The organism is Streptomyces sp. NPDC045956 (assembly GCF_056430705.1).
The window spans coordinates 140576-166622 of record NZ_JBWKKZ010000015.1; the positions used below are offsets into that span (position 1 = coordinate 140576).

Genomic DNA, 26047 nt, shown 5'->3' on the forward strand with positions numbered 1-26047 from the left:
CGGGTACGGTCCCGTCACCCCACAGGAGCAGCGCGACCACGGCCCTGACTCCCCCGGACCGCGGACGACCGGTTCCGGCCCTTCCCCAGGAGGTTCGCCATGCCCCCACGCCCCCGCACGCTCGCCGCGGCGGTCACCGTCGCACTCGCCCTCGGCGCCCAGGCCGTCCCGGCCGCAGCGGCCGGCACAGCGGCCACCGGTACCGCGGAGGTGTCCCGCGGCGTCGAGATCCCCGCCTTCTACACCCCGCCGTCCACGCTGCCGGGCGCCGACGGCGCGCTGATCCGCAGCGAGCCGCTGCGCCTGGCCCTCAGCCTGCCCAGCCTGGGCGGCCCGCTCCCCGGGCGGGCCACCCGGATGATGTACAAGTCCACCGACGCCAACGGCGAACCGGTCGCCGTGACCGGCGCCTACATCGAGCCCACCGCGAAGTGGCGCGGCGAAGGACCCCGGCCCCTGGTCGCCGTCGCGCCCGGCACCATGGGCCAGGGCGACCAGTGCGCCGCCTCCATGGCTCTGGAACACCCGCTGCTGCTCAACGGCGAGACGGTCTCGGTGGGCTACGAGGACCTGTCGGTCTACCGGCTGCTGCTGCGCGGTGTCGCCGTCGTCGTCACCGACTACGTCGGCCTCGGCACCACCGACCGGCTGCACACCTACGTCAACCGCGTGGACGGAGCGCATGCCGTGCTTGACGCGGTGCGCGCCGCGCGCTCCCTGGACTCGGCGTCGGTCACCCCCGAGTCCCGCGTCGGCCTGTTCGGGTACAGCCAGGGCGGCGGGGCGACGGCCGCGGCGGCCGAACTCCAGCCGTCCTACGCACCCGACGTCCCGCTGGCGGGCACCTACGCCGGCGCTCCGCCCGCCGACCTGACGAAGGTCACCGAGGCGATCGACGGCAGCGACCTGGCGGGCGCCCTCGGGTGGTCGCTCAACGGCTTCCTCCAGACCGAGCCCGCCCTGCGGCCCATCGCCGAGCGGTACGTGAACGCCGCCGGCGAGGCGGCGCTGAAGGACCTGTCGACCATGTGCGTCGGCGACGCGCTCTTCGCGTACGGGGGCGACAGCAGCACGGCATGGACGAAGACCGGGCAGTCGCTGGGTGACATCATCCGGGCCGAGCCGACCCTCCAGGCCTTCCTGGCCGAGCAGCGGATCGGCAGGCTGAAGCCGGCCGGGCCCGTCCGCGTGGCCACCGGCGTCAGCGACGACCTGGTCCCCCACGGACAGTCCCGCCGACTGGCCGTCGACTGGTGCGGCGCGGGCGCGAAGGTCACCTACGACCCGGTCGTGCTGCCGGGCGTCGGCAGCGGTCTGCTCAACCACTTCGCCCCGCTCCTCGCCGACCAGGGCAAGGCGATCTCCTGGCTCACCGACCGGCTCTCCGGGGAGCCGGCGGGCTCCAACTGCTGGAGCCTGCCCGTACAGCCCTGAGCACCACCCGCGCGCGTACGGGGCCCCGGCGGACGTCCGCCGGGGCCCCCGCGTGTGACGGGCACGCACCCGGGCAGCGGCTCCGGCATGCGCCGAACGATCAGTGCGGCACAGAATTCGCTCAGGCCAGTCATGGTGCGGCAAGAGAGAGGCGACGGCGTGGCGGACGCGAAGCCGGACGGCGGGTCCGGTCCCCCGGGGCCGGCGAGGATTCCGAGTACGGTCGCGCACCTGCCGCGGCAGGTGCGCGAGGAGCTGACCCGCCGGCTCCGCCGCAACCGGCGGGCCTTCCGCGAGGAGGACGTCCAGGTCGTCGAGGGGCCCCTCCTCAGACGCGCGGTCGGCGCCTCGGCGCTCGGCAACTGCATGGAGTGGTTCGACTTCGGCGTCTACAGCTACCTGGCCGCCACCATCGGCAAGGTGTTCTTCCCGGACGCCTCCCCGACCGCCCAGGTCGTCTCGTCCTTCGCGACCTTCGCCGCCGCCTTCGTCGTGCGCCCGCTCGGCGGCCTCGTCTTCGGCCCGCTCGGGGACCGCCTCGGCCGGCAGAAGGTGCTCGCCACGACCATGATCCTGATGGCGATCGGCACCTTCTCCATCGGCCTCATCCCGAGCTACGCGAGCATCGGCATCGCCGCACCGGTCCTGCTGCTGCTCGCCCGCATGCTCCAGGGCTTCTCCACCGGCGGCGAGTACGGCGGCGCCACCACCTTCGTCGCCGAGTACTCACCCGATCGGCGGCGCGGCTTCCTCTCCAGTTGGCTCGACTTCGGCACCTTCGTCGGTTACGCGCTCGGCTCGGCGCTGGTCACCGTGCTGAACCTGCTGCTGACCGACGGACAGATGCTCGACTGGGGCTGGCGCGTCCCGTTCCTGATCGCCGGTCCGCTGGGCCTCATCGGCCTGTACATGCGGCTCAGGCTGGAGGAGTCCCCCGCCTTCCAGCAGCAGCTCGACGAGCACGAGAAGAGCCTCGCCCAGAAGTCGGCGGGCAGCGAGTTCAAGACCATCGTCAAGGACCACTGGCGTCCGCTGCTGATCTGCATGGGCCTGGTGCTGCTCTACAACGTCACCAACTACATGGTCACGGGCTACCTGCCCACGTACCAGACGGAGACGCTGGGCCGCTCCAGCGGTTTCGCCGACGTGCTGGTGCTGATCGGCATGGTGTGGATCGTGCTGCTGATCACCTTCCTCGGCCGGCTCAGCGACCACGTCGGCCGCCGCCCGCTGTACGCCGTGGGAGCCGTCGCGATGATCGTCCTGGCCGTACCGGCCTTCCTGCTGCTCAGGGCGGACGGCGCCTGGGCACCGGTCGCCGGTGTCCTGCTGCTGGCCACCCTGCTGGCCTGCTTCGCCGCGCCGAGCGCCGCGACCCTTCCCGCCCTGTTCCCGACGGCCGTGCGCTACGCGGCCATGGGCATCGGTTTCAACTTCGCCGTAGCGGCCTTCGGCGGCACCACGCCGCTGCTCACCGAGGCGCTGGTCAGCGTCACCGGCAACGACCTGGTGCCCGCCTTCTACCTGATGGTGGCCGGTGTCATCGGCCTGGTGACCGTGCGCTTCCTGCCCGAGAGCGCCCAGGTGCCGCTCAACGGCTCGCAGCCCATGGTCGGCTCCCGGCAGGAGCGGCGGGAACTCATCACCACCTCCAAGGACCTCTACAGCCTCTCCAAGGAGCGCTCCGAGGTCCGCTGACGCGTCGCCGGGGCACCGCCCCGGCGGGCGAGGCGGAGGGACACGCCCGAGCCCAGGGCGACACCGGCGCAGACCAGGGCGCTGCCCACGGCCTGCGGGGCGCCGTAGGAGCCCGTGCCGACCAGCGGCGCGGTGCAGGCGGCGGCGACCGGGATCAGGCCGGAGTACAGCGTGGCCCGCTCCGCGCCGATCCGCTGCATGCCCATGTACCAGCACACGAACCCGATCACGGTGACCACCACCGCCTGCCACAGCAGCGCCCCGGTCTCGGCGGTGTCCGGCCGCCGCAACCACCCGGCGCCGTCGGCCGCCACGCCGGCCACCGCCGACTCGGCCGCCGCGACACCGCACACCACCGTGGACAGCAGCCGCGGGCCGAGCGGCCGCAGTACGGGCACCGCGAGGACGGCGAAACCGACCTCCCCGACCAGGGCGCACACGGAGAAGGCGATACCCGCGCCGTCGGTGCGCCCCCAGCCCTGGACCGTGAAGGCCCCGACGGCCACGAGCGACGCCCCGTACAGCACGACGCGCCTCGGCCGACGCCCGTCCAGCAGCGGGACGACGACCGCGACGACCACGGGGGCGCAGCCCACGAAGACGCCGGGGACCGCCGGCTCCGCGCTGCGTTCCGCCGCGAGCACGGCCAGGTTGAAACCGACCATGCCGACGGCCGCGAGCAGTGCGAGGCGCAGCCACCGGCCGGCGCCCAGGGCACGCAGCCGGGCCGCCGCGCCCCGGCCGGCGAACGGGACCAGCAGCAGGAAGGCCAGGCCGTAGCGCAGGAACTGGCCTCCCGCGTACGGATAGTCGCCGAGCAGGCTGTTGGCGGTGAAGGAGCCTCCGACGAGGACGCAGGCGATCGCGGCGAGCAGGGCTCCGCGCGTGGTGGTGGCGTTCATGACGAAGACGCTAGGGAGCGCGACGGACCCGCACGGGGTCCACTTCCGGGGCGGTTTCGGGGACCAATCGAGGGCGCCGCCCTCACACGGTCATCACCGGCCCTCCCTCACGTGCATGTCGTGGGTATCCGGGGTATTCGGAACGTCCCGGTGCCAACACATCGGCAAACCAAGGGATTTGACGGTTATGAACAGACATGGGAAGGGGCTGTCAGTGCGCGGCATCAAGGTAGCGACCGCTGTGGCGACCGCGAGCGTCTCCGTCGCCTTACTGGCCGGCTGCGGCGGCGATTCCGGTGGCGACAGCAAGCCGTTCGACGGACAGAGCGCCGACGACATCGCAGCCAAGGCCGTCGAGGCCACCCGGCAGGCGAAGTCCATGCACGTGAAGGGCGACACCCGCCTGGGGGACGGCAGCACCGTCACCATCGACGTCTCGGTCGACCAGGAGAAGAACTGCCAGGGCACCATCGGCGCCGCCGACACCCGCGCGGACGTGCGGCACACCGAGGCGGCCCTCTTCCTGCGCGGGGACGAGCAGTACTGGCAGAACGCCCTGAAGCAGCAGCCCGAGGCGGCGCAGAAGATGGCCCCCGAGCTCCAGGGCAAGTGGGTGAAGATGCCGGCGAACGACGCCGCGGCCGCCGGTGTCTGCGACAAGCGGGGCTTCGTCGCCGCCATGGACGAGGACAAGTCCGAGCGCCAGGGCATGAAGCGCGGCGACACCACGGAGGTGAACGGCGAGGAGGCGCTCAAGCTGACGAAGGAGAAGAGCTCCGGCGAGACGCTCGCGCTGTACGTCGCCACCGAGGGCGAGCCCTACATCCTCAGGACCGAGACCGAGGGCGGCGAAAATCCCGGCAGCGTCACCTTCAGCGACTACGGCAAGCCGGTGAGCCCCGAGCAGCCGCCGGCCGGCCAGACCGTCGACCTGAAGGAAGTGGCCGGCGGGCAGCGGGCCTGACCCCGCTACTCCCCCGCCCCCTCCGTCCCGCCCGTCCGGTCCGAGGCCGGCCACACGTAGGGCAGGTCGTCCGGGACGCCGGGGAACAGCTCGGCGTACACCTCGGGTTCCTTCCGCACCAGCGCCGAGCGGTGGCTGCGGTGGAAGGCCTCGTCGCCCAGCCAGGGCGGCAACTCCCCGGCGCGCGCCAGCTCCGGCTGGTCCCGCACCGGCTCACCCGGACGGCACACGGCGAGACCGGCGACGAGTGAGGCCGCGCAGCTGTCCTGGTGGCCCTGCTCCCGCCAGACCCGGCAGACCTCCAGGCCGTAGCGCACCAGTGCCTCCTCGTAGCCCGTCCACATCCGCACCGCCGGATGACGGCGCCAGCCGTAGCCGGGCACGGTGAGTCCGCGCAGCACCTGGAGCGCCTCGACCCGCTGCTTGCCCAGTCGGCGGCGGTCCAGGGCCTGCGCGGACTCCTCGAAGTCGGGGTGCGGGAGGAAGGTCTGCATGCTGCTCCTGTCCGGTCAGCCGGGGAACCGGCCCTGGTCGCGCAGCTGCCTGCGGCGTTCGGCGTAGGCGAGGTCGTCGCGCCACAGCCGGCCGGCGGCGGCGCGCATCAGCGGGCGCAGGGCCGGTGCCAGGCGGCGGGCCACCGGGAAACCGGGCCGGTCGGAGGTGGCCATGACCGCCTCGACGACCGCGGTGCGCGGCCGGCCGTGCTCGTCCGGGCCGAGCGGCGTGGCGTGACTCTCCACGACGGACCCGGTGCCCTCGCCCTCGGTGATGTGCATGACGACGGTGCGGGGCTCGGGAGCGGTGAACTCGGCCCGGACGGGCACCACCAGACGTCCCGCGAGCCGGAAGGACACGTCCACGGCGAAGCGGTCGTCGTCGTCCTCGCCGTCACGGGGCGCCCCGACGACGGTGAGGTCCACGAAGGAGTACGGGTGGAACCAGGCGCCGTGCCAGGGGTCGAGCCGGTTGGCCACGACGTCCTCGGGTTCGCAGGTCCCGACCCCCCGCCAGACGGAGGTCAGGGACGTGGCCCGCGCGGGCCTCACCGGCAGGACGGGCGCCGGTGTCGGGGGTTCCTGGCCCACCGTGTCCAGCCGCACCCACACCAGGACGCCGTCGTCGTGCACCGGGAAGGGCTCCCAGCCGGCGAACGCGGTGCCCTCCAGGGCGAGTCCGTGCCAGTGGCAGACGAGCGTGCCGCACCGCACCGGGCTGTCGGCCAGCGGGGCCCCGAGGTGCGGGCAGGCGCCGGGTCCGCCCACCAGACGCCCGGTGGCATCCCGCCAGACGACGACCTCGACGCCCGCGACCGTGCCGGACAGCGGGCGGGTGGGCCGTACGTCGGTGCTCGCGCCCAGGACGTACCAGTTGCCCGAGGGGCGGGCCAGGGCGCGCTTGAGCGCCCCCGCGATGAGGGCGGGGCGTGCCTCGCGCCAGGTCGGCCGCTGGTGCTGCCAGGGCACGGGACGGCGGCGCAGCCGCAGGGGATAGCGGCCCCGGCGGGGGGCGGGGTCCTGCCTCATCCGGCCTCCTTCGCGGAGCAGGTGTCGTTCCTGCACGTCACCGGCGGTGTCCGGCGGTCGGCGGCGCCCCGCGCTCCCAGCCGGGCGGCCAGCACCCGGGCGAGCCCGTCGGCGGCGACGACCGCGCGCCTGCGGCGCGGCACCACCGCACGCCGGTGCAGTACCGCGTACCCGTCCCGCGCGATCGAGTCCAGGATGTTGCGGTACAGCACGTAGGCGGTACGGATGCAGGGCCGTGCCACCGGGTCCAGCATGTCCAGGCCGGGGGCGGCCTCGCGGTAGACGGCGCGGGTGAGGTCCTCGGCGGCCCGCAGCGCGGCGGTGATGCGCCGGTCGTGGCGCCCCGTCCGCCTGCTCCACAGCAGCAGGTCCCGCTCGACGCCGTGTGCCGCCAGCAGGTCCGCCGGGAGGTAGACGCGCCCCCGGTCGAGGTCCTCGCCCACGTCCCGCAGGAAGTTGGTCAGCTGGAAGGCGAGGCCCAGCGCGGCGGCGTGCGGGGCGGCCCGGGCGCGGGAGGTGACGGTGCCGAGCACGGGCAGCATCTGCAGGCCGATGACGGCGGCGGAGCCGTGCATGTAGGCGCGCAGGTCGTCGTAGGTGGGGTAGTCGGTCACCGTGAGGTCGCTGCGCATGGAGGCCATGAAGTCGGTGAAGTGCGCCGGCTCGATGCCGTACCGGGCGGCGGTGTCGGTCAGGGCGACCACCACGGGCTCGTCCGCCGGGCGGGTGCCGGTGAGCGCCTGCCGGAGCTGCTCCTCGAGCCGTCCGAGGGTGGCCGCGCGCTCGGCGGTCGTCGCCTCGGCGCCCATGTCGTCGACGATGTCGTCGGCCCACCGCGCGAACCCGTACAGCGCGTGCACGGCCGGTCTGCGGTCGGCGGGCAGCAGGCGGGTCGCCAGGAAGTAGGTGCGTCCGTGCCGGGCGTTGAGCAGCCGGCAGCGGGTGTACGCGGCGCGCAGGGCGGGGTCGGTGATGCCCGCGGCGTCCAGTTCGCGCCGGGTCATCGGGGGCCGCCCTTCGACGTCGTACGGCGTGCCGGGGTTCCGGTGATGCGGGCGGCGGCCAGCTTCCCGGAGATCAGCACGGTCGGCACCCCGACGCCCGGGGTGGTCCCGCAGCCCGCGAGGACCGCGTTCTCGGTGCCGCGTACCAGGTTGCGGGGGCGGAAGGGGCCCGTCTGCGCGAAGGTGTGGGCCACCGAGAAGGGCGTGCCGGCGGCATGCCCCTGGGCGGTCCAGTCGGCCGGTGTCACCAGGCATTCCTCCTCGATGGCGGCGGCGATGCCGGTCAGCCCCCGGCGTTCGAGGGTGGTGAGCAGGCGGTCGCGGTAGCGGGGCGCGAGGTCGTCCCAGGCCCGGGCGTCCGGGCCGATGTCGGTGTTGGGGCACGGTGCGAGGACGTAGTGGAGGTGGCGCCCCTCGGGGGCCAGGGAGGCGTCGCCCGCGGTGGGCCGGGTGATCAGCAGGGAGGGGTCGGTCATCAGGGTGCCGGTCCGGGTGAGTTCGTCGAAGGTGCGTCGCCACGCGGCGCCGAAGGAGAGCGTGTGGTGGGCCAGGTGCGGCCAGGTGCGGGTGGTGCCGGCGTGCAGGACCACCGCGGAGGGGGCGTGCCGCAGTCCGACCGGGCGGCGCGGGCGGCGCCCCAGCAGCCGGTGGACGACGGGGAGGTCGGGGGTGAGGACGACGGCGTCGCACGGGATGCGCGCGTCGGCGGTGACGACGGCGGTGACCCGGTCGCCGGAGCGTTCCAGCCGGGTGACGTCCTGTCCGAGGCGCAGGTCGGCCCCGGCGTCGACGGCCGCGGCGGCCATGGCGCGGGGCAGGGCGTGCATGCCGCCGCGCGGGAAGTACACGCCGGCCACGGTGTCCATGTAGGCGATGACGGCGTAGGCGGCGAGCGCCCGCGCCGGTGCGACCCCGGCGTACAGGGCCTGGAAGGAGAAGACCCGTTTCAGGCGCTCGTCCGACAGGAAGCGTCCGATGCGCGCGTCCAGCCGGCCGAAGCCGCCGAGCGCGGCGAGCCGGGCCAGGTCGGGGGTGAGCAGGCCGAAGGGCGAGTCGAAGTTGGCGTCGATGAAACGGCGCATCTGCACTGTGTAGAGCTCCCGCAGCCAGGTGCGCAGCCGCCGGTACCCGGCGGCCTCGCGGGCGCCGGCGAAGCGTTCGACCTCGGCCTCCATGGCGGCCGCCTCGGTGTGCACGTCCAGCGTCCCGCCGTCGGCGAAGCACGCGCGGTAGGCGGGGTGCAGGGGCATCAGTTCCACCCGGTCTTCCAACCGGTCGCCGACGGCGGCGAACGCCTCGTCGGCCAGATCGGGCATCGTCAGGACGGTCGGACCCGTGTCGAACGAGTATCCGCCCCGCTCGTGCCGCCCGGCACGGCCGCCCGGCAGCGGGTCGCGCTCCACCACCGTCACCCGTCGTCCGGAGCCCAGCAGGTGCAGCGCGGCCGAGAGCCCCGCGAGCCCGGCTCCGACGACCACGACGTGGTCGGTGCGTCCGGGGACCGTCCGGGTCATCGCGGGCCCCTTCTGACGGACGGCCGCTCACGCGGCTGTCGTGCGCCGTCGTCTGCGGTGCTGGGGGGCATCCCGGGTCCTCTCGTCGTCGGCCGCGGCGTGAGCCGTGCCGGGCACGTCGGCTGCTGCGGCTACTTCCGCCGCGCGGCGCTCGGTGGATGCACCGTCCGGCGGCGGCCACGGGCCACTGGGGTGACTCGGCGTCATGCTTTCCCCCGCCGCCTCGGGACCGACGCCGCCCGGGCCCGTTCCCGCCCGGCAGTCACCCGCCCGGCGGACACCCGCCCCGTCCCGGAAGGCGCGGCAGCCGTGTCCGTCCCCGGAGTCCGGGGAGCCGCGGAGGACCCGGAGCCAGGCGTCCGCAGGGACACCTCTCCGCGGGACCGTGCGCGGGCACGCCGGTGGGTACGGGTCCGGGGCGGCGCCCCGGCACTACGCCCCCGCTCCTTCCGCGTGGTCGGCCAGCCCGCCCGCGCCGAGCGGGCCGGTGGGGTCCATGGCGCCCTCCGCCTCCAGCCGGGGCAGCTCGTGCCGGGACAGGCGCAGGACCATCGGCGGCAGGGTCGTACGCCCCACCTGCGCCAGGCGCAGCCAGCCGGGCACGTACACGGCCGTGCGGCGGCGTTCCACGGCGCGCACCAGCCGGGCGGCGACGTGCTCCGCCGGGAAGGTGCGGCGGGCCGGAGCCGGCATGTGCGCCCGCAACTCGCGGAGGACCGTGTACCGGTCGGCGTCGCGGATCATGTCGGTGTCGATCCAGTTGAGGTAGGCGATGCCCACGGCGATCCCGTGGTGGGCCACCTCGGCGCGCAGTGAGTGGGTGAACGCCTCGACGCCCGCCTTCGACGCGCAGTAGGCGCTCATCATGGGGGCGGCGCCGAGCGAGGCGAGCGACGCGATCTGGAGGTGGTACCCCGCGGTGCGGCGCAGGTCCGGCAGGAAGGCGCGGGCCGTGTGGGCGCTGCCGGTCAGGTTCACGTCGACGACGCGGCTCCACTCGGCGGGGTCCGACGTGCCGAAGGGGCCGCCCTCGGCGATGCCGGCGTTCGCCACCACCACCGACGGCGTGCCCAGGCGTTCGCGGACCTCGTGGGCGGCGGCTTCCAGCCCGACGGGGTCGGTGACGTCGACCTCGACGGCGACGGCCGGCGTCGGCAGTCCGGCCGCCACGTCGTCCAGCCGCGGTTTCTCGTGGCCGAGCAGTGCGATCCGGGCGCCCCGGTCGGCGCAGGCGCGGGCCAGGGCGGCCCCCAGTCCGCGCGCGGCGCCGGTCACCACGACGATGCGGTTGTGCAGCGGGCTGTCTGTCACCGGGCCGACCCTTCCTCGGGGAACACGGGTGTCGCGGGCGGGCGTCTCACCGCTTGTCGCCGATGCGGTTGCGACGGGTGAGGGCACGCTGGGCGCGGGCGAGGCCCGCGAAGCGGTGCTGGCGCAGGGCGGCGCGCGCGGCGTTGGCGCCGGGCGCCCCGTGCACCCCGCCTCCCGGGTGCGCGCCCGCCGAGGCCAGGAAGAGACCGGTCACCGGTGTCTCCGGCCGTCCGGTGCCGGGCACCGGACGGAAGACGAGCTGCTGGTGCATGGCGGTGGTGCCGCCGTTGATGGCACCGCCCTCCAGGTTGGCGTTCATGGCCTGGAGCGTCGGCGGGGCCAGGATCCGGCGGGCCCTGATCAGGCCGCGGAAGCCGGGCGCGAAGCGTTCGACCTGGCGCTCGACGCGGTCGGCCATGAGTTCCTGCTCCTTGGCGTCCCAGCTGCCGGTGATGCCCTCGTCGCCCGCGTCGGCCCGGATGTCGTGGGGGACGTGGGTGTAGGCCCACGCGGACTCCGTGCCGCTCGGGGAGCGGGACGGGTCCGTGGTGGTCATCTGCCCGAACAGCGAGAACGGACGGTCGGGGACCTGCCGCATGGCGATCTGGGCGGCGAAGCGGGTCAGCTCGTCGAGGCCGTCGGCCAGGTGCACGGTCCCGGCCCGCGCCGCGTCCTCGCAGCGCCAGGGCACCGGGCCGTCCAGGGCCCAGTCCACCTTGAAGGTGGCGAAGTCCCACTCGAAGCGCCGCAGGTCGGCGAGGACCTGGTCGGGCAGGTCCTCCGGGGCGACGAGCCCGCCGTAGAGGGCGGGCACGGACACGTCCGCGAGGACGGCCCGCCGGGCGGTGACCGTCTCCCCGCCGGCCGTGCGGACGCCCGCCACGCGCCGGTCCCTGACCAGGACCTGCTCGACGCGCTGCCCGCACCGCAGGGTGCCGCCGCGGGCCCGCAGCCGGTGCACCAGCGCTGCGGTGAGGGCGCCCGAGCCGCCGACCGGCACGGGGAAGCCGTAGGTCTGCCCGAGCATCGACATCAGCCAGCCGAAACCGCCGCTCCCGACGGCCTCGGGCGCGAGGTCGGCGTGCAGGGCGTTGCCCGCCAGGATCAGTTTCCCGCCCTCGCCGCGGAACTCCTCCTCGCCCATGCGCCGCACCGGCAGCACCAGGGTGCGCGCCAGTCGCAGCCCTCCTCCGCCGCGCAGCCGCAGCGCCAGCCGGGCACCGGCCCGGACCGGCGGGAAGGGGGTGAACAGGGCGTCCAGGATGTCGGCGCGGTAGCGGTCCCAGACCTCGTGCAGACGGTCCCAGGCGGCGCCGTCCCCGGGCGCGAAGGCGTCCAGCGAGGCGGCCGTGGTGGCGACGTCGCGGTCCAGGACGGCGCAGGTGCCGTCGGTCAGGGGGTGGGCGAGCACATGGGGGGCGTGCGCCCAGCGCAGTCCGTGGTCCTGGAGGCGCAGCCCGGCGAGGACCGGGGAGGCGGCGGCGAGCGGGTAGAAGGAGCTGAACAGGTCGTTGACGAATCCGGGGGCGACCTCGCTGTCGTGGCGCACCGCCCCGCCGGGCTCGGGCTGCTCCTCCAGGACCTCGACGCTCCAGCCGGCGTCCACGAGCAGGTTCGCCGCCACCAGGCCGTTGGGTCCGGAGCCGATCACGACCGCGTCAGGCATGGCCGGCTCCGTGGGCGGTTCCCGGTCCGAGCTTCACGGAGCCCGGCGAGTCCGCCGGGTCGGGCCGGCGCTCCTCCCCCGCCTCGGCCTCGCACAGCTTCGCGAGCCTCGCGAGCATCGCCCGGTGCCGCACCTGGATCAGCGCCTCCACCCCCACGTTGTGCAGCAGCCCGCCGGGGCCGCGCAGCGGGTGTTCGTCGACGATGACCAGGCACTGCTCGCCCCAGGGGCGCAGTTCGATGGCGATGCGGGCCGTGCCGAGGCGGCCCGCCTTGGCCTCGATCTCCAGCACGGAGCCCGGCTCGCAGCGCCTGACGACCGACTCGTTCTGCAAGCGCACCGGCCCGATCCGGACCTCGTACTCGATCGTCGCGCCGACCTCGGGCCACCGTCCGGACTTGGGGGTGACGTCCGAGGTGCCCACCACCCAGTCCGCGTACTCGTTGCCGTCCGCGAGGACGTCCCACACCGCCTGCGGGCTCGCCTGGACCAACCGATGCCGCACCGCCACGCGTGCCTCCCACGCCCAGTAACCGTCACTGCGAGGACGCAGCACTGAGTGCCCCGTTCGTCACCGGCCAACCGGGCGAGTTCCCGGGTACGCCCGCCGCGCGAGCCCCGGCGCGGCTCGGACGCCGGGGAGGTGGGCGGGGGCGGTTCCCCGCGTTCCTTCCGCCGGCCGGTCCGGAGGCCGCACGGAAAGGCCCTGCATTGGCATGGACCTGTCGATGTGGTCCGGCTACGCTCGGAGCAACCCGATGAGAGCGCTCTCAGAACGCGGTTGTTCCACCCCCACCCAGTTGGAACGACGAAGGGCAACTCCTGTGCGACGCAGCAGACTCAGGCACCTCGGCCTGGCCGGCCTCCTCCTGTTCGGCAGCCTCACCGCGGTCGGCACCCTGCCGGCCTCGGCGGCCGACTCCCCCACCGACGCCACGAAGGCCCCGGCGGCCTCCACCGGCCTCCTCGACGCCATGGAGCGGGACTTCGGACTCACCCGGGCCGAGGCCGAGGACCGGCTTGCGGCCGAACGCCGCGCCACCGCCCTCGAGCCCACCGCACGCCGGACCGCCGGGGACGCCTTCGGCGGATCCTGGTTCGACGCCGCGAAGGGGCGGCTGACCGTCGCCCTCACCTCGGACGCGCCCGCCGCCACGGTCCGGGCGGTCGGTGCCACCGGCGCGCGGGTCCGGACCGTCGAGCACAGCGCACGGCAGCTCGACGCGGTCAAGGCGCGCATCGACCGCCTGGACGCGCCCGCCGGCGTCAGCAGCTGGCGCGTCGACCCGTCCGCCAACACCGTGGTCGTCGACGTGGTCGGCGGCGAGCGGTCCGACAACGATGTCCGGCGCTTCGTGGACCGGGCACGCGAGGCCGGGCCCGTCACGGTGCGGTCGGTGCCGTCGGCTCCCCGGACCTTCGCGGCGGGCACCGTCGGCGGCGACCCGTACTACACCGGCAACGTCCGGTGCTCCATCGGCTTCTCGGTGCACGGCGGGTTCGTCACCGCCGGGCACTGCGGCGGCACGGGAGCCGGGGTCAGCGGCTGGGACCGCTCGTACATCGGCACCTTCCAGGGCTCGTCGTTCCCGGAGAACGACTACGCCTGGGTGAGCGTCGGCAGCGGTTGGTGGACGGTGCCGGTCGTGCTCGGCTGGGGCAGGGTGCCGGACCAGCTCGTGCGCGGTTCGAACGAGGCGCCCGTCGGGGCCTCGATCTGCCGCTCGGGCTCGACCACCCGCTGGCACTGCGGCACGGTCCTGGCCAAGAACGAGACCGTCAACTACAGCCAGGGCGCGGTGCGCCAGATGACCAAGACCAGTGTCTGCGCCGAGGGCGGGGACTCGGGCGGCTCGTTCCTCAGCGGTGACCAGGCGCAGGGCGTCACCTCGGGCGGCTGGGGGAACTGCTCCAGCGGCGGGGAGACCTGGTTCCAGCCGGTCAACGAGATCCTGAACCGCTACGGGCTGACCCTGCACACGGCCTGATCCGGGCGCCCGGGGAAGGCTCCGCCGAACCTCCGGCGGGGCCCTCCTCGGCGGGCCCCGACCGACCGCCGGGCGCGGGTCGGACGCGGCCGGGCACGGGTCAGAGGTCGAGCGGCCCGGCGCCCGGCTCCGTCGTCTCGGGGCCGGACGCCGTGGTCAGCCGGCGGTAGGCGGCCCGCGCGTGGACCAGGCGGGCCAGTGCCGTGCCGACGAGGGCCGCGCCGAGCAGACAGGCCAGCCAGAGCGCGTCCCGCCGGCCCGTCCAGGTCAGCGTGCCGGCGGGCGGGACGGCGAAGCCGTTCAGGGAGAGCCAGCACAGCAGGGCCGTTCCGGGGGCCGCCGTGAACCGCGCCCAGATGCCCAGCAGCGCCGCCAGCAGGGAGAGCACGGCCAGCGCGAGCCCGGGACGGCCCACCCCCACGGTGCCGTTGAGGAGCGTGACGAGGACGAGGGCACCGCTGAACGCGCCCGCCCACACCAGGGGAGCCCCGACCGGGCGGGGGACGGGTCTCACGCCGTGGCTCAGCGGCACCCACTCGATCATCCTGACGGCTCCCTCCGGTCCCGGACGGCTCCGACCACGGCGTCGGACACCGGTCCTGCGGAAGGATTGTCCCACCGGGGTGCTGAGCGCCGTGCCGGCCGGGGTGACAACCGGTCGCGCCGGGCCGGCGCCGCGACCGTGCGGGCCGCGCCGGCCGGACGCCGGTCCATGCTCCCCGGGCCCCGATCCCCGGCCGGCGCCCCACGGCCCGGTGCGGGACGGGGGTGCTCCGTCCAGGAGCGCGATTCCGGCCGCGCACCGACGTGCTTCCCCGTCCCGGACCTCTACCGTTCGGCCTCGGCAGGCTGCGCGGAGGAGGACCCGGCGGAAGCCGGCGCGGCAGGAGTGGAGTCGCCCTTCACCGCGTCGTCGCCGTCGCCGTCGCGGCTTTCCGGCACCGCGGCCGACCCCTTGGCACCGGGCAGCAGCCTCGCGGCGGCCCGCAGGGCACCGGCGAGCAGGTGCGCCCGGCCCGCGAAGACGGGACCGAGGACGGCGAGGACGAGGACGTATCCGGCAATGAACGGGGCGAGCCGTCCGTCCAGCCCCGCCCCCGCGGCCATGGCGGCCAGGATCAGCGCGAACTCGCCGCGCGCGACCAGGGTCGTGGCGATCTCGGCGGCGGGTTCGGAGCCGTAGCGGTACACCCGGGCCACGCACAGCCCGGCGACGACGTTCATGACGATGGTCAGTGCCGCGGCCGCCGCGACCGGGCCGGCGACCGACGCGAGGTCGCCGGGGTCGATGGCGAGGCCGAACGCGAAGAAGAAGATGGCCGCGAAGGCGTCCCGGAGCGGGTGCACCAGTTCCCGGATCCGCGGTCCCGAGGGGGTGCCCGCGAGGATGAGGCCGACCATGAAGGCGCCGATGGCGTCGGCGACGCCGAGGACCTCCGAGACGCCCGCGACGAGCACCGCCGCCCCGAGGAAGCTGATGACCAGCAGTTCGTTGTCCCGGGTCGCGATCAGCCGGCCCACGAGCCGCGTGCCGTAGCGGGCCGCGGCGGCGAGCACCAGCAGGAAGCCGAAGGCCTTCCCGGCTTGCAGGGCCGTGTCCGCGAAACCGTGCGCGCCCGCGATGACCGGCTGGAGGGCGGCCAGGTACAGCGCGAGGAAGATGTCCTCCACCACGATGACGCCCAGGATCAGACGGGTCTCGGGCCGCCCGATCCGGCCCAGGTCGATGAGGATCTTGGTGACGATCGCGGAGGAGGATATGCCGAGCACGCCGGCGAGCACCAACGCCTCCCGCACACCCCAGCCCAGGACGAACCCGAAGCCCAGACCGGCACCGACGTTCAGCAGCAGATAGATGCCGCCGGCGGTCAGGAGCCGTTTGCCGCCGCTCTTGAGGTCGTCGAGGTGGAACTCGAGGCCGAGGTAGAAGAGCAGCAGCACCAGTCCGAGCGCGGAGAGCATCTCGAAGTCGTGCGCGTCCTCGACCAGGACGAAGCCCGGTGTGTGGGGACCGAGCAGGATGCCCGCGAGCATGAACAGCGGAATCGTCGGAAGTCCGATCCTGCCGCCGAGGCGGGCGAGGAACGCGGCGGCCAGGAAGGCGCCGCCCATGGCGAGCAGGGTGTCAGCGTGTCCCACGGGTCACCGCCTTCGACCGTGCGGAGGGTCGGGAGGGCTTCACTTGACGGGGATGGATGCGGGTTCTCCTTCATCGGTGACGCGTCGTCTGTCGTGCGGTCGGGCGCCGTCGGCCGACCGCGGGGGCGCGACACCGTTCCCGGCCGGGGCAGGGCACCGTCGCGCCCGAGGCCTGCACGGGCGGCGCGCTCCGGACGACCCGGGTCCGCACCCGGCGGTACGCCACGACGAGCACCGGCCGCCTCGGTGCACGGGCGCGCACGGCGCGGCCGGCCCCGGCCACGCGGCCAGGCGGGACGAACCTCCCCGCGACCCTCCCGGCGCCCGAAGAACCCCCGGGGCACGGCGTCGCTCCACGGTCACACGCCGGACCGCTGCTCCGCCATCGGGGACGGCACCCATAACGTCCGGTGGCCGACACCCATCACGGCGGGCCGGTGGCGCCACCCGGCGAGCGGGAGGAGTGGCGCGGCCGATGAGAGGGGTGCGCCGCGGCCGACTCGGGGATCCCGGCCGCGGCACGTCCCGCCGCCCCGGTGCGGGAGGACCGCGCACCCGGGCGTGAACGGCGACTTCCCCGGGCCGACGCGGCGACACTGCCCCGGCCGAGTGATCGTCACGACCGGTGAACCCGTATCGGGGCCGCGGCGCGGCCGGCGCGAGGGGACGGAGCGGTCATCGCCAGGACAACGGTCCGCCGCACGTGAGGTCACCCACCGGCGGTCGCATCGCTCCGGCCGGTCCACCGGTCGGGAGGGAGGGCGGTGGCGGCGCGGTTCAGGATTCGCGGAGGATCATCGACCAGGCGATGTCGTGCAGCTGGCGGTAGGCGTCGGCGGTGGGCTGCGCCAGGGACAGGGAGCGCAGTGCGACCGTCATCTGCCGACGCGCCTCCTCCTCGGCCGCCCGCCGTCCGCCGGCCTCCTCCACCAGACGACGCGCCAGGTCGATGTCGCCCCCCTCCAGCCGGCGCGGACCCAGGTACAGCTCGCGCAGCCGTCCGGCCGCCGGACCCGGCGCCGCGAGGGCCGCCACGACCGGAAGCGACTTCTTGCGGGCGGCCAGGTCCGCGCCGACCGGCTTGCCGCTGCGAGCGGTGCGGCCCCAGATGCCGAGGATGTCGTCCGCGCACTGGAAGGCCACGCCGAGGTGCCGGCCGAACTCCCGCAGTCCGCCGACCCGGACGGCGTCCGCGCCGGCCAGCACACCGCCCAGCGCGCAGGCGCAGCCGATCAGGGCGCCCGTCTTGCCCGCGGCCATGCGCAGGTAGTCCGCCACCGACACGTCGTAGGCCGCCTCGAAGGCGACGTCGTGGCTCTGGCCCTCCACCAGTTCCGGCAGCGCGGCCACGAGTTCCTGCACGGCGGCCCCCGCGCGCCGCGGTGCGGCCTGGGTCAGGGCGCGCAGGGCGGCGACCAGCAGGGCGTCGCCGGTGAGCACGGCCGCGGGAGTGCCGAACAGGGACCAGGCGGCGGGCCGGTGGCGGCGCAGCGCGTCGCCGTCGATGACATCGTCGTGCAGCAGGGTGAAGTCGTGCACCAGTTCGACCGCCACCGCGCCGGGCACCGCGGTCACCGGGTCCGCACCGACGGCCGCCGCCGACAGCAGGGCGAGGGCCGGACGCACCGCCTTGCCACCGCCGGACACGGAAGCGCGGGGCGTACCGTCGGCCTCGCACCAGCCCCGGTGATACCGGGCCACCAGGCGCTCCGCGGCGGGCAGCGACTCGACCGCCGTCCGCAGAGCGGGCGACAGCACGTCGTCGACCCACTCCAGACGCGGGAAGGCACCTACCGGGGCCGAGTCGGTCATCTGCGACACGTACTGCTCCTCACGCGGTCAGGACTCGAAGACGGACGGCGGGATCCGGCGGCGCCCGCACGGGCCGCGCCGGCCGCGCCCCCAGTCAATCGGCCGGCCCGCCGCGGGAAGCCCGCTCCGCGCACCACCCGGCGAAAGATCACCGAAGCAGCCCAGCCCTGGGACCATGCACCCAGCCGACAATCGGGCCCGCACCGGAAGCGGTGCGGACGTACGCCACCGCCCCGCCGCGGGATGCGACGGGGCGGACGGGTGCGGACGGTCCGTCAGCACGGTGTGCTTGCCATCAACTTCTCGAAGGAAGCCATGCAATCCGGGCAGTGGCGCGCCCGTTCACCGTCGGATGCCTCGATACGTTCGCGGAGCATCTCTCCGCACAGGGTGGCCGCTGCCTGTTTGGCCATCACGTGCCACACCAACGCTCCGCCCGCCTTCTCCGGGCCCACGCACATTTCGTACATGATCGGCCTCCCAGCCTGGACGCCGCTGACACTCACCAGGAGACACCGGATCGGCCGACACCAGTAGCGCGCGGGGGCCATTCGGGTGACGGCCGCTTCGCCCCTCCGGGGTGGTGACGCACCCGGACGGATAGAAACGATCAGCCAATCGGCCCCAACCGCGTGAGGGTGTGACGTGGCGTCGACACGTGCGGCCGGGGGTGGGTTGCCCTGGTCGGATGGCGACACAGACCGAACCGATCGCTCCGGTCCCCGCGGCGAAGCGCTCCCGCAGGGGACGGGTGATCGTCTCCTGGCTGGCCACGACCGACCACAAGCGGATCGGCCATCTCTACCTCATCACGTCGTTCGCGTTCTTCCTGATCGCCGGGGTGCTGGCGATGCTGATCCGGGCCGAGTTGGCCCGGCCGGGCCTGCAACTGCTCTCCAACGAGCAGTACAACCAGTCGTTCACGATGCACGGCACGATCATGCTGCTGCTGTTCGCCACCCCGACCTTCGCCGGCTTCGCGAACGCCGTGATGCCGTTGCAGATCGGCGCGCCCGACGTGGCCTTCCCCCGGCTGAACATGCTGGCGTACTGGCTGTTCCTCTTCGGCGGCCTGATCGTGCTCGGCGGCTTCCTCACCCCGCAGGGCGCCGCGGACTTCGGCTGGACCGCGTACACACCGCTCAGCGGTCCGCTGCGCGCCCCCTACCTCGGTGGCGATCTGTGGATCATGGGGCTGGCGCTGTCCGGGTTCGGCACCATCCTGGGGTCGGTCAACTTCATCACCACGATCATCTGCATGCGCGCGCCCGGCCTGACCATCTTCCGCATGCCGATCTTCGTCTGGAACGTGCTGCTGACCTCGGTCCTGGTTCTGCTGGCCTTTCCGGTGCTGGCGGCGGCGCTGCTGGTGCTGGAGGCGGACCGGCACTTCGGGGCCCATGTGTTCGACGCCGAGAACGGCGGGGCGATCCTGTGGCAGCACCTGTTCTGGTTCTTCGGCCATCCCGAGGTGTACATCCTCGCCCTGCCGTTCTTCGGGGTGATCACCGAGATCATCCCGGTCTTCGCCCGTAAGCCGATCTTCGGCTACATGGGGCTGGTCGGTGCCACCATCGCCATCGCGGGGCTGTCGGCGACCGTCTGGGCGCACCACATGTTCGCCACCGGTGCCGTGCTGCTCCCGTTCTTCTCGTTCCTGACATACCTCATCGCGGTGCCGACGGGGGTGAAGTTCTTCAACTGGATCGGCACGATGTGGAAGGGCTCGCTCTCCTTCGAACCGCCGATGCTGTGGGCGGCCGGGTTCCTGGTCACCTTCCTCTTCGGCGGGCTGACCGGGGTGGTCCTCGGCTCACCGCCGCTGGACTGGCACGTCACCGACACGTACTTCGTGGTGGCGCACTTCCACTACGTCCTGTTCGGCACGATCGTGTTCGCGATGTTCGGCGGTTTCAGCTTCTGGTGGCCGAAGATGACGGGCCGGATGCTGGACCACCGGCTGGAGAAGGTGCACTTCTGGACGCTCTTCACCGGCTTCCACACCACCTTCCTGGTGCAGCACTGGCTCGGCGCCGAGGGCATGCCGCGCCGGTACGCGGACTACCTGGCCGCCGACGGCTTCACGGTGCTGAACACCGTCTCCTCCGTCGGGGCCTTCCTGCTCGGTCTGTCGACGCTGCCGTTCCTGTACAACGTCTGGCGGACGGCGAGATACGGCCGGCCGGTAGGGGTCGACGACCCCTGGGGCTACGGACGCTCCCTGGAGTGGGCGACGTCCTGTCCCCCGCCCCGCCACAACTTCCACGCCCTGCCGCGGGTGCGTTCCGAGTCGCCGGCCTTCGACCTCCACCACCCCGAGCTGGTCCAGCTGGACCAGGCGGAACGGACGGGGCAGCGCGATGTGCTGGAGCCCGGCGAGGGACACAAGGGGGACCGCGCCTCCTGAGGTGCGCATCGGGTCGTACCCCCGTCAGGGCGCGGCGGAGCGGGTCCCCCGGGCGCGGTCGTCGTGAGGCCGTACCGGTCAGGCCGTCGTGTCGCCGGTGCGCGTCCTGACCCGCTCCTCCAGTCGGCGCAGGCTGCTGTCGAGGGCCTCGTCCACCGCGGGCCCCCCGGGGTCGTGGCCCTCGTCGAAGAAGGACAGGTGCACCGTCACCTCGCTGACCCCGCCGTCGAGTCCGGCGACCTGCAACCAGCCGGCGTAGGCGCCCTGGTCACGGGTGCCCCATTCCAGGCGCAGCTGCTCGGGCCGGGCGCTGAGCAGGGCGGAGGTGTCCTGGTCGGTGCGGTCCTCGTGCACGGTGACGGCGGGCGGGTCCTCCGGCTCCACGTGCAGGTCCCGCGGCAGCCAGGTGTCCAGCTGCCCGACGTTCGCGGCCTCGTCGAAGACCTGCTCCGCCCCGGCGGGCATGGTGCGGGAACGCTCGTACTCGGACATGGGGCACCACTCCTCGGCACTCGTGGTCGTACCAGGGGACGCGTGCCCCCGTCCGCCGGGGCCGAAGCACCCCGCGAATGATCGGCTCGGCGGGCGGCACCGGGTGCACGGTGCCAGACTGCTGCGCAACGTGCCCCGTCATGGCGTCGCGGCGGGCGGACCGGCGAGGGGAGACGAGGTGTCCACGTCCGAGGCGAGCGACGTGCTGCTGCAGGATTTCCTCGCCGATCCCGCGCATCTGACCCTGGACCTGTCCGCCGCGGTGGCCCGCTGCGCCAAGGCCCTGGACCTGCAACACGCGGTGGTCTACCTCGTGGACCTGCAACAACGGCACCTCGTGCCGCAGACCGACGTGGCGTCGAGCATCCCCGTGGACGGCTCGCTCGCGGGCTGGGCCTACCGGACCCAGGCCCTGCGGGTGGAGGAGTCCGAGACCGGCGGTGTCACGGCGTGGCTGCCCCTGCTGGACGGGGCGGAGCGCCTGGGGGTACTGGCGGTGCACGCCTCGGCGCTCACGTCCGCCACCCTGGTCCGCGGCCGGGCCCTCGCCTCGCTGCTGGCCATGATGATCACCTCGAAGCGGGCCTTCGAGGACTCCTTCGTCCGGCACACCCGCACCGAGCCGATGCACCTCCCCTCCGAGATGCTCCGCGCCTTCCTGCCGCCCCGCACCATCGGCAACTCGCACGTCGTGTCGACAGCCGTCCTCGAACCCGCCTACGAGCTGGGCGGTGACGCCTTCGACCACTCGCTCACCCAGACGACCCTGCACGTGTCGGTGGTCGACTCGATGGGGCACGACCTGGCTTCCGGGCTGACCAGCGCGGTGGCCCTGGCGGCCTGCCGCAACGCCCGGCGCAACGGGGCCGACCTGCCCACCCTCGTCAACTCCGTCGACGAAGCCCTGGCCCGCTGGCTCCCGGAGCAGTACTGCACCGCCGTCCTCGCGCAGCTGGACTTCGAGACGGGTCTGCTGCGCTGGAGCAACTGCGGTCACCCCGCGCCCCTCCTGATCAGGGACGAGCAGTTGATCACCGACGCGCTGGAACGGGACGCCGACCCCCCGATGGGGACGCCGGTCCGGCTCTCCGCCACTCCTCGCCGGACGCACGAGACGATGCTCCAACCCGGTGACCGGGTGCTGGTGTACACCGACGGGGTCACCGAGGCGCGGACCCGGGAGGAGACGCTCTTCGGACTCGAACGGTTCGCCGACTACGTCATCCGGGCCACGGCCGGCGGCGAGTTGGCGCCCGAGGCGCTGCGCCGCCTGATCCACTCGATCCTGGACTCCCAGTCGGGCGGTCAGCTGCGGGACGACGCGACGATCCTGATGTTCGAGTGGCGTCCGCCGGTCCGCTGACCGTCCGGCGGCGCGGGGCCCCGGTGGCGCGGGGGGCGCGGTCCCGGGTGGAGCGGGCGCCCCGAGGGTGCGGGGGCGTGTCCCGGACCTCGTGTCTCAGACCTGGTGGCCCCCTGCGCGCAGCCAGTCGTGCACGGTCTCCTTGTCGGCGGGGGTGATCCGCACGGGTCCTTCCACGTAGGGTCCCTCGTCCTCGGTGAAACCCGTGTCCGTGATCCTGGCGGTGACCCAGGTGGCCAGGTCCTGGGCGGCCCGCTCCGGGAGGGCGCCGCTCTCCCAGCCGGCGCGGGCCTCCCGGGCCGCGGCGCGATCGTGCTGCTCGGTCTCCGCGAGCCACGCCGTGACCAGCCGCTCCACGGTGCGTCGGTCCTCGGGTCCGGTCGGCTGCTGCTGCTTGTCGTCCATGCCGTCCGAGTCCCCCGATCCCCCGGACGGCTCACCCCCGGAACAGCGTCCCGTGTCGGCGGTACCACGCCGGGTACCCGGGTTCCCAGGGGCGGACCGGCCGACCGGTCCACAGAAGGTGACCGTCCGGAAGGGGACAGCAATGACGCAGCACGCCGACGACAGCGCTCTCGACCAGCGCGCCGGCGTTTCGGAGCTCCGTCTGGCCGCGGGGGACCCCGACTTCGTCCCCCTGAACGACCCACGCCACGAGGATCTGCCGCTCGACCGCAACCAGGCGATCCTCCAGGCCGCCAAGCAGGTGGGGTCGATCCTGAAGAAGAAGGAGCACCCGTTCGCGTTGGCCGGCAGCGTCGCCGTCTACGCGCACGGCGGTACCCAGAACCTCCAGCACGACGTGGACTTCTGCATCCGGCCGGACGACGCGGAGGCCGTCGCGGCGACGCTCAGGGAGGCGGGCCTGGCGGTGTACACGCCGCCCGAGGACTGGCTGCTGAAGGCGAACTGCCTGGGGCAGCAGGTCGACCTGATCTTCGAGCTGGCGCACGAGCCCGTCACGGCGGAGCTGCTGGCCCGGGCCCAGGACCTCTCGGTCGACTCCGTGCTCATGCCGGTGCTGTCGCCGACCGATCTGCTGCACGGGCTGCTGGCGGCCTTCTCCGAGCACCACTGCGACTTCGGTGCGGTGCTGCCGATCGCCCGCACCCTGCGGGAGAAGATCGACTGGGCGGAGCTGCGCCGCGAGTGCGGTGACGACCCCATGCCCGCCGCGTTCTTCTTCATCCTCGAACGGCTGGACATCATCCCTCCGTCCGGCGCCTCGGCCGCCTCCCCGGCCACCGCCACGATGGAGGAACAGCGATGAGCGACCCCGTCGCACACCAGGGGCCCGCGGCGAGCGGTGCCGCCGGCGCGGCCGGCAACGTCGAGTACCGCGTCGCCCACCTGCACGACCGGCTCGCCGCCGAGGAGCTGGGCGAGCTGGGTGTGCGCGCCGAGATCCGTGCCGGGGCCATCGCCCTCACGGGCACGGTGCCCTCCGCGCAGTGCCGCGAGAGCGTCCTGCGCGTGGCCCGCGAGGAACTGGCCGGCCTCACCGTGCACGCCGACCTCGTGGTGGCGGAGACGACCCGCCCCGACCATGCGGAGGAGCTGTGATGATCCGCGTCGCCGCCGTCGGAGACATCCACATGGGCCCGGACAGCCAGGGGTTGCTGCGCCCCGCCTTCGAGACCCTGCCCGAGTGCGCCGACCTGCTGCTGCTCGCCGGTGACCTGACCCGGCACGGGACCCCGGAGGAGGCGCGGGTGGTGGCGCGGGAGGTACGCGACCTGCCGGTGCCGGTGGTGGCCGTCCTCGGCAACCACGACCACCACGACGAGCAGCCCGAGAAGGTCACCGCCCTGCTCCAGGACGCGGGGGTGACCGTCCTGGAGGGGCAGGCGACCGTCGTCGAGTGCGGTGGGACACGGGTGGGCATCGCCGGGACCAAGGGGTTCGGCGGCGGTTTCGTCGGGCGCAGCGCCGGTGAGTTCGGCGAACCGGTCATGAAGGAGTTCGTCCGCACCACCCGCCGCTCGGCGGACAGTCTGCACGCCGCTCTGAAGGAGCTGGACGCCGAGGGCTGTGCCGCCCGGGTGGCGCTCACCCACTTCTCCCCCGTCGCCGACACGCTCGCCGGGGAGCCCCCGGAGATCCACCCGTTCCTCGGCAGCTATCTGCTGGCCGAGGCGATCGACACCGCCGGCGCCGACCTGGCCGTGCACGGCCACGCCCACCTGGGCACGGAGCACGGGATGACGGCGGGCGGGGTGCGGGTGCGCAACGTGGCGCAACCGGTCATCCGCCGCGCCTTCAACGTCTACCAGCTCGGGGCCGCCTGACCAGGGCCCGCGCGCGGGTCGGGCTCCCGTCCGGTGCGTCAGGTCGCGGCGTCCTCCCGCGTCGTCCGTCCGAGACAGACGACGTCGGAGGGATCCAGACCCGCCGCCTCGATCTCGTGGAAGCCCATCCGGTCGTAGAAGGCCCTGGCAGGTGTGTTGGCGGTCGCCATGACCAGGTGAACGGCGGGCACCCCGCGGACGCGCAGAGCCCGCCAGAACGTACGCATCAGCGCACGGCCGTGCCCACGGCCCTGCCAGTCGGGAAGCAGGTCGATGTGCAGGTGGGCCGGGTAGGCGGCCAGCTCGGGGATGATCATCCGCTCCGGGTCGTGCAGCAGTCCGGCCATGACCTCGTCCGGGGTGCGGGGCGGGCCGTCGGGGGCCGGGTGGCGGTGCGCCACCAGCGGCAGCCATTCGGCGCGGAAGTCCTCGGCGAAACGGGGGGTGTCGGCGGTGCCGAGGATGTAGCCGACCGCGCGGCCCTCCCCGTCGTCCAGGACGAAGGCCAGGTCCGGGTCGAGGTGGACGTAGGGCGCGGCGAAGATGGCGGGCAGCAGCGCCGGGTCGGCGTACACCGGCCGGCTGTCCCGGCCGTTGTGCGCGGTGCGGATGCAGATGTCGTCGAGTGCCGATGCGTCGGCGGGACGGTACGGGCGTACGGCGGCGGTCGGGGTCACTGCGGCATCCTGCCCGACTGGGAGCGCTCCCACAAGGGGCGCGGTCACTGCGCCAGATGCGCCGCACCCGCACCAGGACGGGAATCGGTCCTGTCGCCGCCGACCGGCCCGTGACCTGCGCGGGATCCACCCGGCGCGGTACCCGCGGGCGTCGCCGCCGCCGCGGGCACCGAATGGCGCCGGGCGTTGCGGGCACCTGATGATCCCAGTAGGCAGCACGTTCCTGGCAGTCCTTGGGTATCCCTGGAGAAAGCGAGAGAGCACCATGAGTCTTTTGCGTGTGGTCGGCCGCCCGATGCTCGCCTCGATGTTCGTGGCCGGCGGTCTGCAATCCCTGCGCAACCCCGCGCAGGTGGCGCCCGCCGCCGAGCCGATCGTCCGGCCGGTGACCGACCGCGTGTCAGCTCTGCCGGACAGCACCGAGCAGCTCGTACGGCTCAACGGCGCCGTGCAGGTGGTGGGCGGGGTCCTGCTCGGCCTCGGCCGCTGCCCGCGTCTGGCCGCACTGGCGGTCGCGGCGACGCTGGTCCCCACCACGCTGGCGGGGCACCGCTTCTGGGAGGCGGAGGACCCGTCGGAGCGCGCCCAGCAGCGCATCCACTTCCTGAAGAACGTGTCCATGCTGGGCGGGCTGCTGATCGCCGCGGACGACACGGGCAGCTCCCCCTCGCTGCTGTGGCGCGGCCGGCATGCCGCCCGGGGCCTGCGACACGACGCGCACCTGGTGCACCGCTCGGTCAGGGCCACGGCCCGCCCGGCGGCGACGGCCGGGGGTGTCCGGGCCAAGCTGGGCGTCTAGGGCCGGTCGGCTTCAGCGCCGGGGCGGGCGGCAGGATGCGCCGGGCGGAGAAGGAGACCCCGGCAC

At 73.9% G+C, this 26047-nt stretch carries 24 protein-coding genes; 10 read left to right on the top strand and 14 right to left on the bottom strand.

What is annotated here, in order from left to right; all coding sequences use genetic code 11:
• Positions 1-99 precede the first annotated feature (99 nt).
• Together AC07FV_RS32010 and proP are read left to right on the top strand one after the other, a co-directional pair.
• Positions 100-1434, top strand: coding sequence for a lipase family protein (locus AC07FV_RS32010; RefSeq protein ID WP_479091080.1), 1335 nt, complete (start codon positions 100-102; stop codon positions 1432-1434).
• Positions 1435-1566: 132 nt separating this feature from the next.
• On the top strand, positions 1567-3132 hold the full coding sequence (gene proP, locus AC07FV_RS32015; RefSeq protein WP_479091081.1) for a glycine betaine/L-proline transporter ProP: 1566 nt from the start codon (positions 1567-1569) through the stop codon (positions 3130-3132).
• Here proP and AC07FV_RS32020 read toward each other — a convergent pair.
• Complete coding sequence (locus AC07FV_RS32020) at positions 3096-4034, bottom strand: DMT family transporter (protein ID WP_479091082.1); 939 nt, start codon at positions 4032-4034, stop codon at positions 3096-3098. The genes proP and AC07FV_RS32020 overlap by 37 nt on opposite strands.
• 241 nt (positions 4035-4275) lie before the next feature.
• On the opposite strand from AC07FV_RS32020, the gene AC07FV_RS32025 reads away from it, so the two are divergent.
• The gene (locus tag AC07FV_RS32025; protein ID WP_479091084.1) at positions 4276-4998 is read left to right on the top strand and encodes a hypothetical protein; all 723 of its coding nucleotides are present in this window, start codon (positions 4276-4278) and stop codon (positions 4996-4998) included.
• Between the two features lie 5 nt (positions 4999-5003).
• On the opposite strand, the gene AC07FV_RS32030 is transcribed toward AC07FV_RS32025, so the two are convergent.
• The 7 genes from AC07FV_RS32030 to AC07FV_RS32060 all read right to left on the bottom strand — a co-directional run bounded on the left by AC07FV_RS32030 (position 5004) and on the right by AC07FV_RS32060 (position 12527).
• Positions 5004-5492 (bottom strand): MSMEG_6728 family protein, encoded by a 489-nt coding sequence (locus AC07FV_RS32030; RefSeq protein WP_479091085.1) that lies wholly within the window; start codon positions 5490-5492, stop codon positions 5004-5006.
• 15 nt (positions 5493-5507) lie between these two features.
• Complete coding sequence (locus AC07FV_RS32035; protein WP_479091086.1) at positions 5508-6521, bottom strand: Rieske (2Fe-2S) protein; 1014 nt, start codon at positions 6519-6521, stop codon at positions 5508-5510.
• On the bottom strand, positions 6518-7525 hold the full coding sequence (locus AC07FV_RS32040; protein WP_479091087.1) for a phytoene/squalene synthase family protein: 1008 nt from the start codon (positions 7523-7525) through the stop codon (positions 6518-6520). The genes AC07FV_RS32035 and AC07FV_RS32040 overlap by 4 nt, the downstream gene beginning before the upstream one ends.
• Positions 7522-9039: a phytoene desaturase family protein gene (gene crtI / locus AC07FV_RS32045; RefSeq protein ID WP_479091088.1), complete on the bottom strand. Its 1518-nt coding sequence runs from the start codon at positions 9037-9039 to the stop codon at positions 7522-7524. Before crtI ends, AC07FV_RS32040 begins: the two co-directional genes overlap by 4 nt.
• Positions 9040-9471: 432 nt before the next feature.
• On the bottom strand, positions 9472-10350 hold the full coding sequence (locus tag AC07FV_RS32050) for an SDR family oxidoreductase (RefSeq protein WP_479091089.1): 879 nt from the start codon (positions 10348-10350) through the stop codon (positions 9472-9474).
• A gap of 46 nt (positions 10351-10396) precedes the next feature.
• Positions 10397-12016: a phytoene desaturase family protein gene (locus AC07FV_RS32055; protein ID WP_479091090.1), complete on the bottom strand. Its 1620-nt coding sequence runs from the start codon at positions 12014-12016 to the stop codon at positions 10397-10399.
• A complete protein-coding gene (locus AC07FV_RS32060) occupies positions 12009-12527 on the bottom strand; it encodes an SRPBCC family protein (protein ID WP_479091092.1) in 519 nt (172 codons plus the stop codon). The genes AC07FV_RS32055 and AC07FV_RS32060 overlap by 8 nt, the downstream gene beginning before the upstream one ends.
• 313 nt (positions 12528-12840) lie before the next feature.
• Between AC07FV_RS32060 and AC07FV_RS32065 the strand changes: the two genes are divergently transcribed.
• The gene (locus tag AC07FV_RS32065) at positions 12841-14004 is read left to right on the top strand and encodes a S1 family peptidase (RefSeq protein WP_479091093.1); all 1164 of its coding nucleotides are present in this window, start codon (positions 12841-12843) and stop codon (positions 14002-14004) included.
• 100 nt (positions 14005-14104) lie between these two features.
• On the opposite strand, the gene AC07FV_RS32070 is transcribed toward AC07FV_RS32065, so the two are convergent.
• From AC07FV_RS32070 to AC07FV_RS32080, 3 genes are all read right to left on the bottom strand, one after another.
• Positions 14105-14548, bottom strand: a complete 444-nt coding sequence (locus AC07FV_RS32070; RefSeq protein WP_384698153.1) for a hypothetical protein — start codon at positions 14546-14548, stop codon at positions 14105-14107.
• A 284-nt stretch (positions 14549-14832) separates the two neighbouring features.
• A complete protein-coding gene (locus tag AC07FV_RS32075; protein WP_479091095.1) occupies positions 14833-16143 on the bottom strand; it encodes a cation:proton antiporter in 1311 nt (436 codons plus the stop codon).
• 777 nt (positions 16144-16920) lie between these two features.
• On the bottom strand, positions 16921-17955 hold the full coding sequence (locus tag AC07FV_RS32080) for a polyprenyl synthetase family protein (RefSeq protein ID WP_479091152.1): 1035 nt from the start codon (positions 17953-17955) through the stop codon (positions 16921-16923).
• A 688-nt stretch (positions 17956-18643) separates the two neighbouring features.
• Between AC07FV_RS32080 and ctaD the strand changes: the two genes are divergently transcribed.
• The gene (gene ctaD, locus AC07FV_RS32085) at positions 18644-20362 is read left to right on the top strand and encodes an aa3-type cytochrome oxidase subunit I (protein ID WP_479091096.1); all 1719 of its coding nucleotides are present in this window, start codon (positions 18644-18646) and stop codon (positions 20360-20362) included.
• Positions 20363-20440: 78 nt separating this feature from the next.
• Here ctaD and AC07FV_RS32090 read toward each other — a convergent pair whose 3' ends face one another.
• Complete coding sequence (locus AC07FV_RS32090) at positions 20441-20854, bottom strand: SRPBCC family protein (protein WP_479091097.1); 414 nt, start codon at positions 20852-20854, stop codon at positions 20441-20443.
• A 178-nt stretch (positions 20855-21032) separates the two neighbouring features.
• On the opposite strand from AC07FV_RS32090, the gene AC07FV_RS32095 reads away from it, so the two are divergent.
• Positions 21033-22217, top strand: coding sequence for a PP2C family protein-serine/threonine phosphatase (locus tag AC07FV_RS32095; RefSeq protein ID WP_479091098.1), 1185 nt, complete (start codon positions 21033-21035; stop codon positions 22215-22217).
• A 96-nt stretch (positions 22218-22313) separates the two neighbouring features.
• Here AC07FV_RS32095 and AC07FV_RS32100 read toward each other — a convergent pair whose 3' ends face one another.
• Entirely contained in the window at positions 22314-22622 is a 309-nt protein-coding gene (locus AC07FV_RS32100; protein ID WP_479091100.1) for a hypothetical protein, read from the bottom strand.
• A gap of 142 nt (positions 22623-22764) precedes the next feature.
• Between AC07FV_RS32100 and AC07FV_RS32105 the strand changes: the two genes are divergently transcribed.
• Genes AC07FV_RS32105 through AC07FV_RS32115 form a run of 3 tightly spaced genes read left to right on the top strand, consistent with a single transcriptional unit; the run spans position 22765 to position 24505 of the window.
• Positions 22765-23487, top strand: coding sequence for a nucleotidyltransferase family protein (locus AC07FV_RS32105; protein ID WP_479091101.1), 723 nt, complete (start codon positions 22765-22767; stop codon positions 23485-23487).
• Positions 23484-23780 carry a BON domain-containing protein gene (locus AC07FV_RS32110; protein ID WP_479091103.1) on the top strand — a complete coding sequence of 99 codons (297 nt, stop codon included), beginning with the start codon at positions 23484-23486 and terminating at the stop codon, positions 23778-23780. Before AC07FV_RS32105 ends, AC07FV_RS32110 begins: the two co-directional genes overlap by 4 nt.
• Positions 23780-24505 (top strand): metallophosphoesterase family protein, encoded by a 726-nt coding sequence (locus AC07FV_RS32115; protein WP_479091105.1) that lies wholly within the window; start codon positions 23780-23782, stop codon positions 24503-24505. Before AC07FV_RS32110 ends, AC07FV_RS32115 begins: the two co-directional genes overlap by 1 nt.
• Before the next feature lie 38 nt (positions 24506-24543).
• On the opposite strand, the gene AC07FV_RS32120 is transcribed toward AC07FV_RS32115, so the two are convergent.
• Positions 24544-25182 (bottom strand): GNAT family N-acetyltransferase, encoded by a 639-nt coding sequence (locus AC07FV_RS32120; RefSeq protein ID WP_479091106.1) that lies wholly within the window; start codon positions 25180-25182, stop codon positions 24544-24546.
• 265 nt (positions 25183-25447) lie between these two features.
• On the opposite strand from AC07FV_RS32120, the gene AC07FV_RS32125 reads away from it, so the two are divergent.
• The gene (locus AC07FV_RS32125; protein ID WP_479091108.1) at positions 25448-25981 is read left to right on the top strand and encodes a DoxX family membrane protein; all 534 of its coding nucleotides are present in this window, start codon (positions 25448-25450) and stop codon (positions 25979-25981) included.
• Positions 25982-26047: the final 66 nt, after the last annotated feature.